Annotated in this window: 9 protein-coding genes, 4 pseudogenes and 1 other annotated feature; of the genes and pseudogenes, 8 read left to right on the top strand and 5 right to left on the bottom strand. The window is 40.8% G+C overall.

Annotated features, from left to right (window positions below):
- Window positions 1–56 precede the first annotated feature (56 nt).
- The 3 genes and pseudogenes from ptsP to I6L31_RS09805 all read left to right on the top strand — a co-directional run.
- Window positions 57–1,706: pseudogene (gene ptsP / locus I6L31_RS18555) on the top strand (phosphoenolpyruvate--protein phosphotransferase); the annotation flags it as partial.
- 7 nt (window positions 1,707–1,713) lie between these two features.
- Window positions 1,714–2,646 (top strand): 1-phosphofructokinase, encoded by a 933-nt coding sequence (gene pfkB, locus I6L31_RS09810; protein ID WP_005001558.1) that lies wholly within the window; start codon window positions 1,714–1,716, stop codon window positions 2,644–2,646.
- A 4-nt stretch (window positions 2,647–2,650) separates the two neighbouring features.
- Window positions 2,651–4,333 carry a fructose-specific PTS transporter subunit EIIC gene (locus tag I6L31_RS09805; protein ID WP_005001561.1) on the top strand — a complete coding sequence of 561 codons (1,683 nt, stop codon included), beginning with the start codon at window positions 2,651–2,653 and terminating at the stop codon, window positions 4,331–4,333.
- 29 nt (window positions 4,334–4,362) lie between these two features.
- On the opposite strand, the pseudogene I6L31_RS18550 reads toward I6L31_RS09805, so the two are convergent.
- Window positions 4,363–4,494 (bottom strand): annotated as a pseudogene (locus I6L31_RS18550) (serine/threonine-protein kinase HipA); the annotation flags it as partial.
- A 140-nt stretch (window positions 4,495–4,634) separates the two neighbouring features.
- Here I6L31_RS18550 and I6L31_RS09800 point away from each other — a divergent pair.
- Window positions 4,635–5,066 (top strand): annotated as a pseudogene (locus I6L31_RS09800) (SWIM zinc finger family protein); the annotation flags it as partial.
- 20 nt (window positions 5,067–5,086) lie between these two features.
- Here the strand turns inward: I6L31_RS09800 and I6L31_RS09795 are convergent.
- Window positions 5,087–6,177, bottom strand: a protein-coding gene (locus I6L31_RS09795) for an IS4-like element ISAba1 family transposase (RefSeq protein ID WP_100607965.1) whose coding sequence is annotated in 2 segments (ribosomal slippage) — window positions 5,087–5,637 and window positions 5,637–6,177 — 1,092 coding nt in all. Because the reading frame shifts where the segments join, the coding sequence is not laid out codon by codon here.
- Between the two features lie 48 nt (window positions 6,178–6,225).
- Here I6L31_RS09795 and I6L31_RS09790 point away from each other — a divergent pair.
- Window positions 6,226–9,171: a DEAD/DEAH box helicase gene (locus I6L31_RS09790; RefSeq protein ID WP_228738694.1), complete on the top strand. Its 2,946-nt coding sequence runs from the start codon at window positions 6,226–6,228 to the stop codon at window positions 9,169–9,171.
- Window positions 9,172–9,258: 87 nt separating this feature from the next.
- Here the strand turns inward: I6L31_RS09790 and I6L31_RS09785 are convergent.
- From I6L31_RS09785 to I6L31_RS09775, 3 genes and pseudogenes are all read right to left on the bottom strand, one after another.
- Window positions 9,259–9,844, bottom strand: a pseudogene (locus I6L31_RS09785) (transposase); the annotation flags it as partial.
- Window positions 9,462–9,578 (bottom strand) — a sequence feature (AL1L pseudoknot). It overlaps the preceding pseudogene by 117 nt.
- A 208-nt stretch (window positions 9,845–10,052) precedes the next feature.
- Window positions 10,053–11,312, bottom strand: a complete 1,260-nt coding sequence (locus tag I6L31_RS09780) for a type II toxin-antitoxin system HipA family toxin (protein WP_005001567.1) — start codon at window positions 11,310–11,312, stop codon at window positions 10,053–10,055.
- A 4-nt stretch (window positions 11,313–11,316) separates the two neighbouring features.
- The gene (locus tag I6L31_RS09775) at window positions 11,317–11,619 is read right to left on the bottom strand and encodes a helix-turn-helix transcriptional regulator (RefSeq protein ID WP_005001569.1); all 303 of its coding nucleotides are present in this window, start codon (window positions 11,617–11,619) and stop codon (window positions 11,317–11,319) included.
- 201 nt (window positions 11,620–11,820) lie between these two features.
- On the opposite strand from I6L31_RS09775, the gene I6L31_RS09770 reads away from it, so the two are divergent.
- The 3 genes from I6L31_RS09770 to I6L31_RS09760 all read left to right on the top strand — a co-directional run bounded on the left by I6L31_RS09770 (window position 11,821) and on the right by I6L31_RS09760 (window position 17,053).
- A complete protein-coding gene (locus tag I6L31_RS09770) occupies window positions 11,821–12,912 on the top strand; it encodes an ATP-binding protein (protein WP_005001570.1) in 1,092 nt (363 codons plus the stop codon).
- Window positions 12,913–13,242: 330 nt separating this feature from the next.
- On the top strand, window positions 13,243–13,521 hold the full coding sequence (locus I6L31_RS09765) for a helix-turn-helix domain-containing protein (RefSeq protein WP_005001571.1): 279 nt from the start codon (window positions 13,243–13,245) through the stop codon (window positions 13,519–13,521).
- Between the two features lie 184 nt (window positions 13,522–13,705).
- Window positions 13,706–17,053 (top strand): DEAD/DEAH box helicase, encoded by a 3,348-nt coding sequence (locus I6L31_RS09760; protein ID WP_005001572.1) that lies wholly within the window; start codon window positions 13,706–13,708, stop codon window positions 17,051–17,053.
- Window positions 17,054–17,059: the final 6 nt, after the last annotated feature.

Here is a 17,059-nt window from a genome sequence, read left to right as displayed (position 1 = left end):
CAGTCGTAAATACTTTGGAATTAATGCCTTTTGAATCACATGGCGATACGGGTAGCTGCGGTATTGCGGCATCAACTGGCCTTGCTTTTGGTCCTGCTCATGTGGTGAAGCCACGCGAATTTAGTTATGAACGTCGCGGACAGAGTTTTAAAGCTGAGAATGAAAAGCTTGAAATTGCGCTTCATCAGGTGAAAAATAGCTTACGTCAATTCATTGCACATACTGAATCTACTGCCATTAAGCAGATCTTCATGGCACATTTGGAAATGCTGGATGATCCAGACCTCCTCCAAAGTGTACAACGCGGTTTAAAACAGGGGTTGTCTGCTGCTGCAGCTTGGCATGATCATATTGAAGTGGCTGCTACCGCACAGGCTGCACTTAGCGATCGTTTACTGGCAGAGCGTGCGGCTGATTTAAGGGATATTGGTGAGCGTGTTTTGGCTGCTTTGTGCGGTGTGGCCGATGTCACAGAACCCGAGCAACCTTATATTTTAATTATGCATGATGTTGGTCCGAGTGATGTAGCGCGTCTGAATAAAGATCGTGTTGCAGGCATTTTGACCGCGGTTGGTGGAGCGAGTGCCCATAGTGCTATTGTGGCACGTGCTCTGGCTATTCCAGCAGTCGTAGGTGCGGGTGTAGCTGTTTTAAATATTGAGAACCATGCTACCGTGCTAATTAATGGGGATACTGGTGAGTATGTGGTCTCACCCGAGCAAACTCAGATTGATCATGCCATTGCAGAGCGCCAACGCCAGCGTGAGTTGCGAGAACAAGCGGAACAGCATTGTTTAGAACCTGCCATCACACTGGATCAACATCAAGTTGAAATCGCAGCCAATATTGGCAAAGTGGGCGCTACGATACAGGCTGTGGCCGATGGGGCAGAAGCAATTGGTTTGCTACGCACAGAATTGGTCTTTATGTCACACAGCAGTGCGCCTGATGAGGCTACACAAGAAGCTGATTATCGGGTGGTGTTAGATGCTTTGGCGGGTCGTCCATTGGTGGTACGTACACTTGATGTGGGCGGGGACAAACCTTTGCCGTATTTGCCTATTGAAAAGGAAGAAAATCCATTCTTGGGCTTACGTGGTATTCGTCTGACTTTACGTAAGCCAGAATTGTTACGTCAGCAATTGGTTGCTTTACTTAAAGCAGCAGATAATCGCCCATTAAGAATTATGTTTCCGATGATTGGGCGGGTTGAAGAATGGCGAGCAGCAAAAGCAATTTTGGATGAGGTTCGCATACAGCATCCATGTGCAAACTTACAAGTCGGTATTATGATTGAGGTTCCTGCGGCAGCATTGTTGGCTCCAATTCTTGCTCAAGAAGTTGATTTTTTTAGTATTGGAACCAATGACTTGACTCAATATACTCTGGCGATTGACCGTGGTCATCCACTGTTGTCTGCTGAAGCTGATGGCTTACATCCGAGTATTTTGCTATTGATTGATCAAACGGTTCGGGCAGCGCATCAGCATGGTAAATGGGTGGGCATTTGTGGTGAATTGGCTGCTGATCCAAAAGCTGTGCCTGTATTGATAGGCTTGGGCGTGGATGAGTTGAGTATGTCGAGTACCAGTATTCCATTGGTGAAGGCGCAAATTCGTGGTTTGAACTATATAAATTGCCAACAGGTCGCACAGCAAGCCTTAAGTTGTGACAGTGCGTCTGCCGTACGTGCATTGGTGGAGTAAATACCGAATGGCTAAGATATTAAGCATTTCTCTGAATCCTGCAATTGACCTCACCGTGCAATTGGATCAACTAAAAGTTGGCGAGGTCAATCGTCAGTTAACGGCCCAAAGTCATGCAGCCGGTAAAGGCTTAAACGTGGCTCAGGTCCTTAAGGATTTGGGACATGAACTGATTGTGAGTGGCTTTTTGGGGCAAGAAAACCGTCAAATTTTTGACCATCATATCCAACAAGAGCAATTTGATAACCAATTTATTTATGTTGCAGGTGAAACACGACAAAACATTAAAGTTGCAGAAGCTTCTGGTCGGATGACTGACATCAATGGCAAGGGCTTTTTTTTAGATACCTCAGCAAAACAACAATTACGTGAACGCCTATCTCAACTGATTTTAGAGGTTGATGTGATTGTGATTGCAGGCAGTTTGCCACAAGGTTTTTCTGCAGAAGAGCTTTCAACACTGATTCTATGGTTACAGTCTGCTGGAAAAAAAGTCGCAGTAGATACCAGTGGTGTTGCGTTGAAAGCAGCAATTGCTGCGCATCCTTGGTTGATCAAGCCGAATACAGATGAGTTGACGGAAACCTACCATTTGCCAGCAGAAACGTTTGCAGAACAGCAGCATCTTTTTGCCAGTTTAAATAGTCAGATCGAACATATTGTGGTCTCGATGGGTGAAAACGGAGTGAACTGGCTTCACCACACGCAACCCCTGCATGCTACTGCACCGAAAGTCACCGTCCAAAGTACGGTGGGTGCGGGAGATTCCTTGCTGGCAGGTATGATTCATGGCTTGTTGAGTTCAACTTCCCCAGAAGAAACATTGAAAACAGCAACCGCAATTGCGAGCAACGCTGTGACCCAAATTGGGTTTGCCCTTCCAGACTTTGCTGTTATTGAAGATTTGAAATCGCAAATCTCAGTCCAATCATTGAGTTAATACGATGCAAGAGATTAAACATATTTTATTTGTGCCACATAGTCCCGAGCAGCCGATTAATGCAGTGATTTTGGCCAAAAAACTGTCTAAAGCAGCAACAGCACTTGGTATTTCCAATGATGTGGCGACATCAGTTGAGCATCTCGATTTATCAAATGTTATTGATACGGTTGTTTTTGTTGGACAGAAGTCGGCAGATGCGACTCAACTGCGTGACAAGGTTGTGAAAGTCATTGGTTTGAATAACGCACAACACGATGCGATCATGCTTTTGCAAGAGGTTCTTGAGCATTCAGATGTTTTAGATGAAACTATTGCAGCCAATGTAGGGGTTACACGGTTTGTCGCCATTACAGCATGTCCAACTGGTGTTGCGCATACGTTTATGGCGGCCGAAGCCTTACAACAAGGTGCAGTAAAGCACGGTTATCAGATTGATGTTGAAACCCAAGGATCGGTTGGGGCTAAAAATATTTTATCGGCAGAAAGTATTGCCAAAGCAGATGTCGTGATCTTAGCAACGGATATTGAGGTCAATACAGATCGCTTTGTAGGCAAACGTGTATATCGCTGCAGTACAGGATTTGCCCTTAAACAAACGGATAAGACTTTTGCAAATGCAATTGCTGAGGCCAAAGTGCTTGAAACGGGTAAGCAAACAGCCACTAAAACAGAAAATGAAAACAAAGAAAAAACTGGAATTTATAAACACCTTTTAACAGGGGTGTCTTTCATGCTGCCGATGGTGGTGGCGGGCGGTTTGATCATTGCCATCTCGTTTATGTTCGGCCTCAATCCTGTTGAAGGAAGCTTTGCCGCATCCTTAAAGCAAATAGGTGCTGCAGCATTTACTCTTATGGTACCTATGCTGGCAGGTTACATTGCTTATTCTATTGCGGATCGTCCGGGTTTAACTCCAGGTTTGATTGGCGGTTTACTTGCTACACAATTAGAGGCAGGCTTTCTCGGTGGATTAGTTGCAGGTTTTATTGCAGGTTATATTGCGTTATTTTTATCGAAACAGCTTAAACTCCCAAGTAGCCTAGAAGCATTAAAACCAATTTTGATTATTCCACTATTGGCCAGTTTAGCTGTTGGTTTAATCATGATTTATGTGGTTGGACAGCCTGTTGCACAATTGTTTGAATTACTCACACACTTCCTTGCCAATATGGGGACGACCAATGCCATGATCATGGGGGTTATCCTTGGGAGTATGATGTGTATTGATGTTGGGGGGCCAATAAATAAAGCAGCTTATGCCTTTACGGTAGGCTTACTTACGTCACAAACATACGGACCGATGGCGATTACCATGGCTGCGGGTATGGTACCACCGTTGGGTATGGCAATTGCAACTTTTCTGGCAAAGCATAAATTTGCCAAACCTGAGCAAGATGCAGGGAAGGCTGCTGTAGTTCTGGGCCTATGTTTCATCTCGGAAGGGGCTATTCCGTTTGCTGCCAAAGACCCGATTCGAGTGCTTCCATGCGCGATCGCAGGTGGTGCTGTAACTGGGGCTTTGGTTGCATTATTTAAATGTGAACTAGTCACTCCTCATGGCGGTGTAATGGTACTGATCATTCCGAATGCGATGAATTATCCATTAAAATATTTATTGGCGATTGCGATTGGAAGTGTGGTGACTGGTGTAGCTTATGCCGTGATAAAACAACGGTTAGAATAAGCCCTTCATAGAAGCTTTGTGAAAGCTATTTAGTGCAATAAATGAATATTATGCCCAATCCTATTTTGGATCATTTGGAGAGTCTCTACTTGAATTTGTCCAGGTAATAGATCATGAGCGATGTTGCTGAATAGGATTGCAACCTTACAAATCGAGCCAATATTCACCCCATCCATTGTAGTAAACATTAAGTTTTTTTGAGCATGGATTTATTTTCTTCTGATACGTTGGCGAGCCCTACTGTTCTGAAATGACAGCTTTGTCCGTTATAATTGTATAAACATTTTGGTGTCTGGTAATTATGTCCTTATTGATCAATTTTCTATCTCGCTTTAGTACTGCAACTCTTCAGCGCAGTCTGAGCTATGCTAAACACATTGATAGGGAAACAATTGAGTTCTTTGAGGAAAATGATGATGTCACGATGTATGCTCAAATTGAAGGGACAGATTATTACGATACCGCGATTACCTATAATCTTAAAAAAGACCGTTTAATCGATGATGACTGCACTTGTCCAGTTGGATATAACTGTAAACATGCTGCTGCTTTAGCGCGGTTATTCTTTCAAGAATATCGTCAGGAATTTCAACAGCGTTATGCTGAATCTCAATCTCCGCAGGGAATCGCAAAACGCCGATGGGGGGATGATCAGGCGCAGCGCTGGTTGAATGATTTTAAACGGTATTTACAACAGACTGAACCAGAGCAATCTGTCAAAACAAACAATTATTTCTCTGTACACGACAAATTTCACAGAACCCTTATCCTATCAGGATTCTGCCTTCTTAAAATTGCCAAAATTTCCTTAAACTCTTCTTTTTTCCCAAAACCAATTAAACGCTGAATCGCCATTTGAACATAGTCTAAACCATAGCGAAATAAACTCATTGAGAGTCGTCCATGCTTCTTTATTTTTATCGCTTTTTTTTGATCATGTTGCCATTCACCCGTTAAGTAACACCAACAGAAGCTTATAGCTAACACCGCAATCAATTTTTTCACTCGTCTAGGGTCTGTCAAGCGCGTATTTTCAAGATTAAACCCGCGTCCTTTGAGACAACTGAATAAGGTTTCAATTTCCCAGCGTAATGCATAATCCTGAATAGCATTGGCATTAAACTGAGGAGAAACGACGAGTAAAAGCTCTCCATTTTCTAACTGTAGTGCACTTATATATAGTTTCACCCGACCAACCAAAATCCGTCGTTTACGACATTCAATTTGACCAACTTTAAGATGGCGAAATAAATCACTAATTTTATGATTCTTTCCTAAATGATTGGTGACAATGAAGTTTTTTTAACACGAATGCAGAAGTTGATGTCTTGTTCAATTAACCATGTAAACCACTGCTCACCGATAAACTCTCTGTCTGCGAACACATTCACAATACGGTCTTTACCAAAAATGGCTATAAAGCGTTGAATCAAAGCAATGCGCTCTTTCGTATCTGAATTTCCACGTTTATTAAGCAATGTCCAAAGGATAGGTATCGCTATTCCACGATAAACGATTGCGAGCATCAGGATATTAATATTTCGTTTTCCCCATTTCCAATTGGTTCTATCTAAAGTCAGTTGCACTTGGTCGAATGAAAACATATTGAAAATCAACTGAGAAATTTGACGATAATCAAAATACTGACCTGCAAAGAAGCGCTGCATACGTCGATAAAATGATTGTGGTAAGCACTTGATGGGCAAGGCTTTAGATGCAGAAGAAAGATTACATGTTTGCTTTAAAATAATCACAAGCATGATGAGCGCAAAGCACTTTAAATGTGACTTGTTCCATTTTAGAGATTTGTTTAAGATAAGATATAACTCATTGAGATGTATCATAGTATTCGTCGTTAGAAAACAATTATTGTGACATTATTTCAATGAGTTATCTATTTTTGTCGTGTACAGAGCAATTATTTAATTTACCTGCTAGATCAGTCGATCAGCTTAAAGAAATTGACAGTTGATGTTCAGAAGGCCAGACGCAATAAGAACGGCTCAATTGCAGGGGAAAGTTATTATACCCAATATGAAAATATCACCAGAAAGCATCTGACTTTACCTGAACAAAAACGACAATTATTTAACCAGATTTATTATTACGCCAAAATAAACAGCGACGAACGCTTTTATCAAAGCAATCTTGATATCTCAAGCATTTTATTGGAGCATTTCAAATCTTTTATTCAAAGTGGCGATGTGTACTGGAAAAAAAAGAGCCATACTGCACTTCAATGGTCAGAACAAGGCTATCACATCGAACTGATCTGGCAACAAGGTTTAAACAAACAGACAGAGCATTTAAACATTGAATTGGTCAATGGTGATATTCGACTCGATTTAAAATCAAATCCTCATATTCAGATTCTCGCGAGCCAGCCACCGTGTTATGTGGATATTCAACAGAACACGGTGGGCCAGTTATATGGTGAATATACGGCAAATCTTCTGTACCATTTTTTACAGATGCCTGATCTTCCATCTATGCTCTTGCCAGAGTTTGAGAAACTGACTCATCAATATTCAGACGTGAAAAATCTGCCTCAGCCCGAGTCTATTCAGCATATTGATGTCCTTGAGGGTAGTCCCCAGCCAATTTTACGCTTCGGTTTTTTAGATAAATTTGATTGGAAATGGGAAGAGTCTGTTTGTGCTGAAATTGAATTCTCCTATGCAGGCGGAAGAATAAAAGCAGGTACATCAGGCGACAGTTTTATTGGTGAGCAGCATGACAAAATGGTACGACAGCTTCGGGACTTAGTTCAGGAACAACAGTCAATCCAACGTTTACAGCTATTGGTCGAATCACTGAAGTGGGTGAAAGATCTTAGTTATGACCATCAATTAAAACTGGATAAACAACGTCTTGATTCTATGGTTTTTGCTTTCTATGGAGATTGGATTAAACAGCTGATGCCCATCAATCAAATTGAGTTGATGGGCTGGCAGATAGAGCATCTGAAAAACAGCCCCTTTAATCTGCAATATGTTGAAAATTTAAATATTTCTATCACTGAATCTGAAGGTCAGCAGGACTGGTTCAATATCGGGGCGACGGTTCAAGACAGTGCAGGCAATTCTTATAATTTGCTTGATGCGCTCGTAGCTTTGGTGCGAGTAAATCCTGATTTACTTGATCCACGGACTTTTATTCATCTGCATGACAGTCAAATTTTCACCGTGAAAACTGCAGTTGATCAACCTGATTTGGCTCTATCCGCTAGGGATATTAAGCCGGTATTGTTGCATCTGCAGAGCATTTTACAGCAAGAAGAGCGCAGTATTGATCGCTATGATGCGAGTCAATTATTAGAATTGCAGCATAATCTTGGGATGACATGGCAGGTCAGTGATCGCCTGCAGCAATTTGTACAGAAATTCAAACAAGGCTACCAGCAACAACTGCCGACACCACAAGGTTTTCAGGGGGAGTTGCGTCCATACCAGCAGCAGGGCTTAGGCTGGTTACAGTTTTTAAGGGAAACCCAGCATGGCGGGATTCTGGCAGATGATATGGGCTTGGGGAAAACAGCACAAACTTTAGCCCATTTACTCATGGAAAAGCAGGCTGGATATTTGCAGGACAGTCCCGCCTTAATTGTTGCACCCACATCGCTGATGCATAACTGGTTCAAAGAAGCGGAGAAATTTACCCCTCAGCTGAAGGTATTGCTGCTACAGGGGCCCGACCGCCATCAGAATTTTGAGCAGATTCCGCACTATGATATTGTGTTAACCACCTATCCGCTTCTAGCGAGAGATGAAGAACAATTAAAGCAATATGAATATCATCAACTCATTTTAGATGAGGCGCAGAATATTAAAAATCCGCGTGCCAAAGCTGCACAGGTAGTACGGCAATTAAAAGCACGACATCGTTTGTGTCTAACAGGTACCCCGATGGAAAATCATTTGGGTGAACTGTGGGCACTATTTTATTTCCTGATGCCAGGATTTTTATATTCACAAGAAATTTTTAATAAAAAGTACCGTCATCCGATTGAAAAACGCGGTGATCAGCAGTTAAGGCAAAAGCTGGTCAACCGGATTAAGCCCTTCATTTTACGTCGCTTGAAAACTGACGTAGCCAAAGAATTGCCAGAAAAAACCACGATTGAAGTCAATATTGATATGAATGACCAGCAATCCAAGTTATATGAGGCTGTTCGCGCCACGATGCAGGAAAATATTCAGAAAATTGTGGCAGAAAAAGGCTTTAAACGTAGTCAAATTCAAATTTTAGATGCCTTACTGAAGCTACGTCAGGTGTGCTGCCATCCTAGCTTACTAAAGCTGGATTCAGTGAAAATTGGGCAGGCAAACTCTGCCAAACTTGAACAGTTGATGGATATGGTCGTTCCAATGGTGGAGGAGGGGCGAAAAATTCTTATCTTCTCTCAGTTTACCTCAATGTTGGAACTGATTGAGCAACACCTCCATCACGCAGAAATTGGCTATGTGAAGCTGACTGGAAAGACCAAAAAGCGAGATGAAGTCATTACAGCATTTCAGTCTGGACAAGTGCCGATATTTTTAATCAGTCTGAAAGCAGGAGGGGTCGGTCTGAACCTAACTGCCGCAGATACGGTCATTCACTATGATCCATGGTGGAACCCTGCTGCTGAAGATCAAGCTTCAGATCGTGCATGGCGGATTGGACAGGACAAGCCAGTATTTGTGTATAAGCTGATTACCAATAAAAGCATAGAAGAAAAAATTCTTGCCTTACAGCAAAATAAAGCAGAACTGGCACAGTCTATTCTAAGTACCGATCATGAGGGCGAAGCGAAACTGACGGAAAATGACGTGATGAACTTGTTTGAGAAATTTTAGTTTGGTGAACTGTACCGGGTTTGTCGGAGACTTTTTTATTTAAGTTAGGCCACCTAGCTTAACGGGTTAGTCTTATCATAGTAGACCAATAAATAATCTCTTAGATAGGCTGTCTGATGTTTTTAAAATGCCATAACGCCCGGAGCTTTCTTTCCAAATTCGTTTAATTTATTCAGCATGATGCAAATCATGTAGATCTCGCTTTGTTTGATGTTCCCTTGCGAAGCGAAGCTTCCCATCAACTAGATCTAGGGGTAATACCCCCATTTTTAATTAAATTAATAGGTAGAAGCTGCGATCGGTACAATCTTACAATTCGCCTCAACGCCATATAGGTCTTTATTGTTATGGATGAAATCCAGCATTATTTGTGTGGGCGTTCGAGCTCCACCTGGGCGAAAAAAGTGGCTGCTTTACGGAGAATTTCATTCGCACGTTGCACTTCTTTATTTTCACGTTCGGGCTGTTTAATACGTTCTTGATATGGAAGTTGCTGTACTTTAATTGAATTTTGTTGATCTAAATATTTTTGATACCAAACTCGTAAAGTTTCAGGAGTGCAACCAATTTTAGGCACAATCGCAGCCCAATTCGATGGATAATCTTTTTCAAATTCAATCAATAATTGAACCGCTCTATCTCTGATTTCAGGGGTATATTTAGGTTTTTTCATCGGATCACTACGCTTCGCTACGTCTTGCGAAGCAATGCGTCTCATCTCAGAAAGTTTGGTCTCCGACAAACCCGGTACGGTTCAGGATGGAGTACTTCTAGTATTGATATGAGACAGCCTTTAGAGGCTACTTTAAATACCTCAAGGCTTATTCATTTGAGAGCTACATTATAGAATAAGCTCTTCATAGAAGCTTTGTAAAAGCTATTTAGTGCAATAAATTGATATTATGCTCAATCCTATTTTGGATCATTTGGATAGTCTCTGCTTGAATTTGTCCAGGTAATAGATCATGAGCGATATTGCTGAATCGGATTGCAACCTTACAAATCGAACTAATAATTTCATCGACTTCTTGGGCAGAAAGTTCCGCTTCCTGAGTACCAAGTTTTACAAGAGCTTGTCGAGGAATATCCAGTGCCTCACCCATGATATCCATTTGATGATATCCACCTGGCCCTTCACAGAAAGTAACATCATAGGCAGGGGAGAGTTTCCATTGCCCATTTTGGGACATCAGAAATGAAAAGTTTTTGCAATGATCATCTCGATTATTGAAGACTACATTGAAAACAGCTCGCTTGAATGCAATTGCTTTTTCGCGAACATCATTGGTGCAAAAGTGTGCAGCGCGAAGAAAGTTACTGTAGTCTAAACTCCCTGGTGATTTAAAATCAGCTCCGGTGAAGGCCGCTAAACTTTGCATAGGGATACGCATGCCATCGTGGCGGTCAAATCTCTTTGATGCAAATGCGGTTAATCCATTCGGAAGAGTAAAATATTGAGTGTCAGGGGTATCAATATGACAATGACGCAAACATTCTGCATAAACAGCTTCAATTGCACAAACTTCAGGATGCTCTTGCTGAGCGGGAAATTTGATCAGCCAAGCTTCATGTTGATGTGAGCTAACTGTTGAGAATTCGTTGGTGACAGGATCACGATAGATGAGCGCTTTTGGCCTTGCACCTTGTGGAGATCCACCCATAATTAATAAATGCTGTAAAAATTCTGCACCTTCTCCTTTGAGAACTTCCTGAACTTCTTGAGCGAGTTTAATCAGTGGGATATTTTCAGTTAATGCGAACTCAGGTGCTGAAGGTTCAAAGGATAATGCTCCCATCGCATGTGTATTAATATACGTGAGTCTTTCTAATGGCCCAATCCGTGCAGGATTGAATCCATTTTTTTTAAATAAGCGATCCATAAGAAGCATGCCCCAACCATCGGGCAAGGCATCATATATAGGGCCTGGCAATCCCATTTGATGTGTAGGAAAGTTCGTTCTTAATGGGTCACCTTTTAATGGAAGTAGGTAAGAGGAAAGTTCTAAACCTTTACTGATCGCTTCTGGACTGTATTCAAAGGCGATTAATGGCCGCCCTGTGATTGCGGTTGAGGAGACCAGTGTACCCCAAAGCCAATATTCACCCCATCCATTGTAGTAAACATTAAGTTTTTTGAGCATGGACTTATTTCCTTTTGATACGTTGGCGAGCCGTATTGCTCTCATAGCGGAGAATGTCATTTACACTGTTTAAATGAGGTTTAAAGAGTTCCTCTAATTCTTTTAATCGGCCCAATACCATGGCAACACGTACTAAATTTTCAAATGAAACATTTCGACCAGCTTCCAGATTAGATACTGTATTCACACTAACACCAGCACGTGTAGCGACGTCTGCCTGAGTCATTTCCAGATAAAGTCGTTCTTTGCGAAGCCTTTCACATAATAACGTGACAATCTCTTCAGGTTTTTTGAAGTTTAAATCCATAATATTGGGTCTTATATCTATATATATCTATTAAAACACAAAATAATGGAGTTATATAATAAACTGACTTAGTCGGTAAGAAAGGTACTTTATTGGCCTGATTAGATCCTATTAGATTAAAGAAATCTAATTAGACATTTACAATCTAATGGAATCTAATACAATCTATGGTAATAAATAAATCATTGCCGAGTAATTAAAATGATGACTATCTCCAATGACCCTTGGCACTTTCCACGTACAGAACTGGCGAAACAAATTTTAGGCATGTTTGAGACTGGACTAGCTAGTTCTCTTACTTTTTTTGCCCCACGCCGGATGGGAAAAACTGAATTTTTACGAAAAGATATTACGCCTCTAGCTGAACAGCTTGGATGGCGCGTTTTTTATTTCAGTTTTTTAGATGCAGGCCTGCATAGTGAAGGGCAGTTTGTAAAAGCTCTTGATGAGTTTTCAAAACAAAATGGCTTAATGGGGAAAGCCACACATTGGATTAAAAATATTGGTTCTTTAAGTACAGAGGTGGCAGGGGTAAAAGCTGAAGTGACACTTCTACAAGGACAAGTGAATTCCAGTATTTTGTCTAGCATTACTAAACTGGCTCAGCAGGGGAAACCTATTTTACTGTTACTTGATGAGATTCAGGCTTTAGCTAGTTCAAAATATAAAACCACGATTGCCAGTTTACGTACCGCTTTAGATATGCATAAAGAAACAATAAAGGTGATTTTTACTGGTTCAAGTCGAGAAGGCCTGAGACAAATTTTTTCTGTAAGTAGTGCTCCATTTTTTCATTATGGACAGAATTTACCTTTTCCAAATCTAACAAAAGCATTTACAGATCATCTGGCAGATGTATTTAATCAAACAACAGGACGTAGTTTGAATAAAGAAATTTTATGGCATGCTTTTTTAGATATGAAGCAAAGTCCTCAACTAGCAAGATCATTAGTGGAGCGTTTAGCCTTAAACCCGATGCTGGCTATAGATTTTGCCAAGGAACAGCTTATAGCCGATACAATGGGGCATCGTGACTTTTCGGGATTATGGGGAGAGTTTAAGTTATTAGAACAGCTAATTTTAAAAGCCATAGCGGAATCGCAAGTTGAACTTTATAGTAGTCAATTTAGACAACATCTGGCTGATTCCATTGGTGTAGATAACATTGCGGTATCAAGTATTCAATCGGCCCTACGTTCTTTATCAAAAAAACAAATTATTTTTAAACCAGAAAATGGTACTTATGAAATCGAGGATGCTCTTTTTAAAGAATGGATTATGGATGAAGCATAATTTTGAAAACTCACTTGGATAAAAATAATACTTTACTACTATAATAAGTATATAATAGGCAAAACTGCCTGTACTTTACTATTTAAATAGAATTATGAATGATTTTTGATCTTTCCAAATATTTCTGAATAATCAATCGATCGATTGTGCCACTATTGAAGTAATAGGTGAAAAAGCTAAAGGTTGGAAAGCTAGCTGCGGAACATATTATTCAATGGATTACGCAATTGAACATAACCAAGATGAAATCTATCGGGATAGATGATGAAATTCTAGAAAATTGTGCATATCGCATTGAAGGTATTTGCGCACAATTAAAGGAGATTTGTTATGGATAAACGTTTTATTCCACTCTCTCAAATAGAGCAAATTAAAAAAAGACAATATGTCTTAGAACAGATTCAACTGAATCCCGATTGGCCGATACATGTCATTGCAAAATTCATTAGAACAGAGCTGCATCTGACATTACATGAAATGTCCAAGATCACTAAAATTTCGCTTCAAACTTTACAGAAACTAGAGCGATCAGATGCAAATCCAACTCTAGAAACAATGCTAAAATTTTTAACCCCATTTGGTTTAAAATTAACGGTCGTGAAGAAATGATCACTTCTATCAGGATATTTTCGACCTCAATGATCTGTTTAACTTCTCGGATTTGATTGTCTTTACTCACAATATTCCTATTGAGTGAGTCGAATCTGTGCTCGGGTTGAGCAGTTCGGCTACTGTTCTGAAATGACAGCTTTGTCCGTTATAATTGTATAAACATTTTTAGTGTCTGGTAATTATGTCCTCATTGATCAATTTTCTATCTCGCTTTAGTACTGCAACTCTTCAGCGCAGCCAGAGCTATGCTAAACACATTGATAGGAAAACGATTGAGTTCTTTGAGGAAAATGACGATGTCACGATGTATGCCCAAATTGAAGGGACAGATTATTACGATACTGCAATTACCTATAATCTTAAAAAAGACCGTTTAATTGATGACGACTGCACTTGTCCGGTTGGATATAACTGTAAACATGCTGCTGCTTTAGCCAAATTATTTTATCAAGAATATCGAGAAGGATATCTGAAGAGCTATGTTGACTCTCAGTCATCATCTCACACTCAAAAAGATCGGGTTGCAATTAATCAAGCACAACGCTGGTTAAGTGAGTTTAAGCAGTATTTACAACATACCCAGTTAGAGCAGCAAAAGACAACGAGTAATTATTTACTTTATTATTTAGATCAGCCTTTAGGTCTATTCGGGTTAAAACTTGAGGTTCGCAAAGGTAGACGTAATAAAAGTGGGACGATCACAGGTGTCAGTTCTTATACTGAATATGGCAATATTCTAAAAAAACGTCTGTCTTTGCCTGATGGGAAGCGACAATTATTTAATCAAATTTATTATTATGCCAAGCTCAATCAGAATGAGTTTTCTTATGGAAATAGTCTTGATATATCAGGCATTGTTTTAGAGCATTTTAAATCTTTCATTCAGAGTGGCGATGTCTATTGGAAACAAAAAAGTGATGCTCCACTTACATGGTCAGAACAAAGCTATCAGCTTGAATTTTCTTGGCAAAAGAGCATTGAAAAACAGACTGAGCACTTAGATTTTGAGTTGGTCAATGGAAATGTTCGACTCAATTTAAAATCGAATCCACATCTTCAAATTCTTGTAAGTCAGCCACTTTGTTATATCGATATTCACAAGAATACGGTAGGGCAACTCTATAGTGAATATACATCGGATTTACTGTACTACCTTTGGCGGATGCCAGAGATGCCTGCGACGGTTTTGACTGAGTTCGAGCAGCTTACCCATCAATCTACAACGATACATAACTTGCCGAAACCTGGGTTTCTTCAAGAGATTGAAGTCTTACAGGGTAATCCCCAGCCAATTTTACGCTTCGGTGTTTTAGATAAATTTGATTGGAAATGGGAGGAGTCTGTTTGTGCTGAAATTGAATTCTCCTATGCAGGCGGGCGAATAAAAGCAGGTACATCAGGTGACAGTTTTATTGGTGAGCAGCATGGCAAAATGGTGCGACAGCTTCGGGACTTAGTTCAGGAACAACAGGCAATCCAGCGTTTACAGCTATTGGTCGAATCACTGGAGTGGGTGAAAGATCTGAGCAATGAACAGCAATTAAAACTTGATAAACAACGTCTCGATTCTATGGTTTTTGCTTTCTATGGAGACTGGATCAGGCAACTCATGCCCATCAATCAAATTGAGTTGATGGGCTGGCAGATAGAGCATCTGGAAAACAGCCCCTTTAACCTGCAATATGTAGAAAATTTAAATATTTCCATCACTGAATCTGAAAGCCAGCAGGACTGGTTCAATATCGGGGCGACGGTTCAGGATAGTGCAGGCAATTGTTATAATTTGCTTGATGCGCTCGTAGCTTTGGTGCGAGAAAATCCTGATTTACTTGATCCGCGGACTTTTATTCATCTGCATGACAGTCAAATTTTCACCCTGAAAACTGCAGTGGATCAACCTGATTTGGCTCTATCCGCCAGGGACATTAAGCCGGTATTGTTGCATCTGCAGAGCATTTTACAGCAAGAAGAGCGCAGTATCGATCGCTATGATGCGAGTCAACTATTAGAATTACAGCATAATCTTGGGATGACATGGCAGGTCAGTGACCAGCTGCAGCAATTTGTACAGAAATTCAAACAAGGCTATCAGCAACAACTGCCGACACCACAAGGTTTTCAGGGGGAATTGCGTCCATACCAGCAGCAGGGCTTAGGCTGGTTACAGTTTTTAAGGGAAACCCAGCATGGCGGGATTCTGGCGGATGATATGGGATTGGGCAAAACAGCACAAACTTTAGCGCATTTACTCATGGAAAAGCAGGCTGGACATTTGCAGGACAGACCTGCACTAATTGTTGCGCCAACATCGCTGATGTATAACTGGTTCAAAGAAGCGCAGAAATTTACCCCTGAGCTCAAGGTACTGCTGCTACAGGGCCCCGACCGCCATCAGTATTTTGAGCAGATTCCGCACTATGACATTGTGTTAACCACCTATCCGCTCTTGGCGAGAGATGAAGAACAACTGAAACAATATGAATATCATCAACTCATTTTGGATGAAGCACAGAATATCAAAAATCCGCGTGCCAAAGCTGCACAGGTGGTACGACAATTAAAAGCACGACATCGTCTATGTCTAACCGGTACACCTATGGAAAATCATTTGGGTGAGCTGTGGGCACTATTTTATTTTCTGATGCCAGGATTTTTATATTCACAAGAAATCTTTAATAAAAAATACCGCTATCCGATTGAAAAACGCGGTGATCAGCAGTTAAGGCAAAAGTTGGTAAACCGCATTAAACCCTTTATTTTACGTCGCTTGAAAACTGACGTCGCCAAAGAATTGCCAGAAAAAACCACGATTGAAGTCAATATTGACATGAATGAACAGCAATCCAAGTTATATGAGGCTGTTCGCGCCACGATGCAGGCAAGCATTCAGAAAATTGTGGCAGAAAAAGGCTTTAAACGTAGTCAAATTCAAATTTTAGATGCCTTACTGAAGCTACGTCAGGTGTGCTGCCATCCTAGCTTACTGAAACTGGATTCAGTGAAAACCGGGCAGGCACACTCTGCCAAACTTGAACAGTTGATCGATATGGTCGTTCCAATGGTGGAAGAGGGGCGAAAAATTCTTATCTTCTCTCAGTTTACCTCAATGTTGGAACTGATTGAGCAGCAACTTCATCACGCAGAAATTGGCTATGTGAAACTGACTGGGCAGACCAAAAAGCGAGATGAAGTTATTACTGCATTTCAGTCTGGACAAGTGCCTGTATTTTTAATCAGTCTGAAAGCAGGAGGGGTCGGTCTGAATTTAACAGCCGCAGATACAGTCATTCACTATGATCCATGGTGGAACCCTGCTGCTGAGGATCAAGCTTCAGATCGTGCATGGCGGATTGGACAGGACAAACCGGTATTTGTGTATAAGCTGATTACCAACCAAAGCATAGAAGAGAAAATTATTGCCTTGCAGCAAAATAAAGCCGAACTGGCACAGTCAATTTTAAGCACCGATCATGAGGGAGAAGCGAAACTGACGGAAAATGATGTGATGAACTTGTTTGAGAAATTTTAGTTTGGT

This window comes from Acinetobacter septicus, assembly GCF_019355975.1.
In the GTDB taxonomy this organism is placed as follows: Bacteria; Pseudomonadota; Gammaproteobacteria; order Pseudomonadales; family Moraxellaceae; genus Acinetobacter; species Acinetobacter ursingii.
Note: the sequence above shows the minus strand (reverse complement) of the source record. Positions and strands in the feature narration are given on the sequence as shown.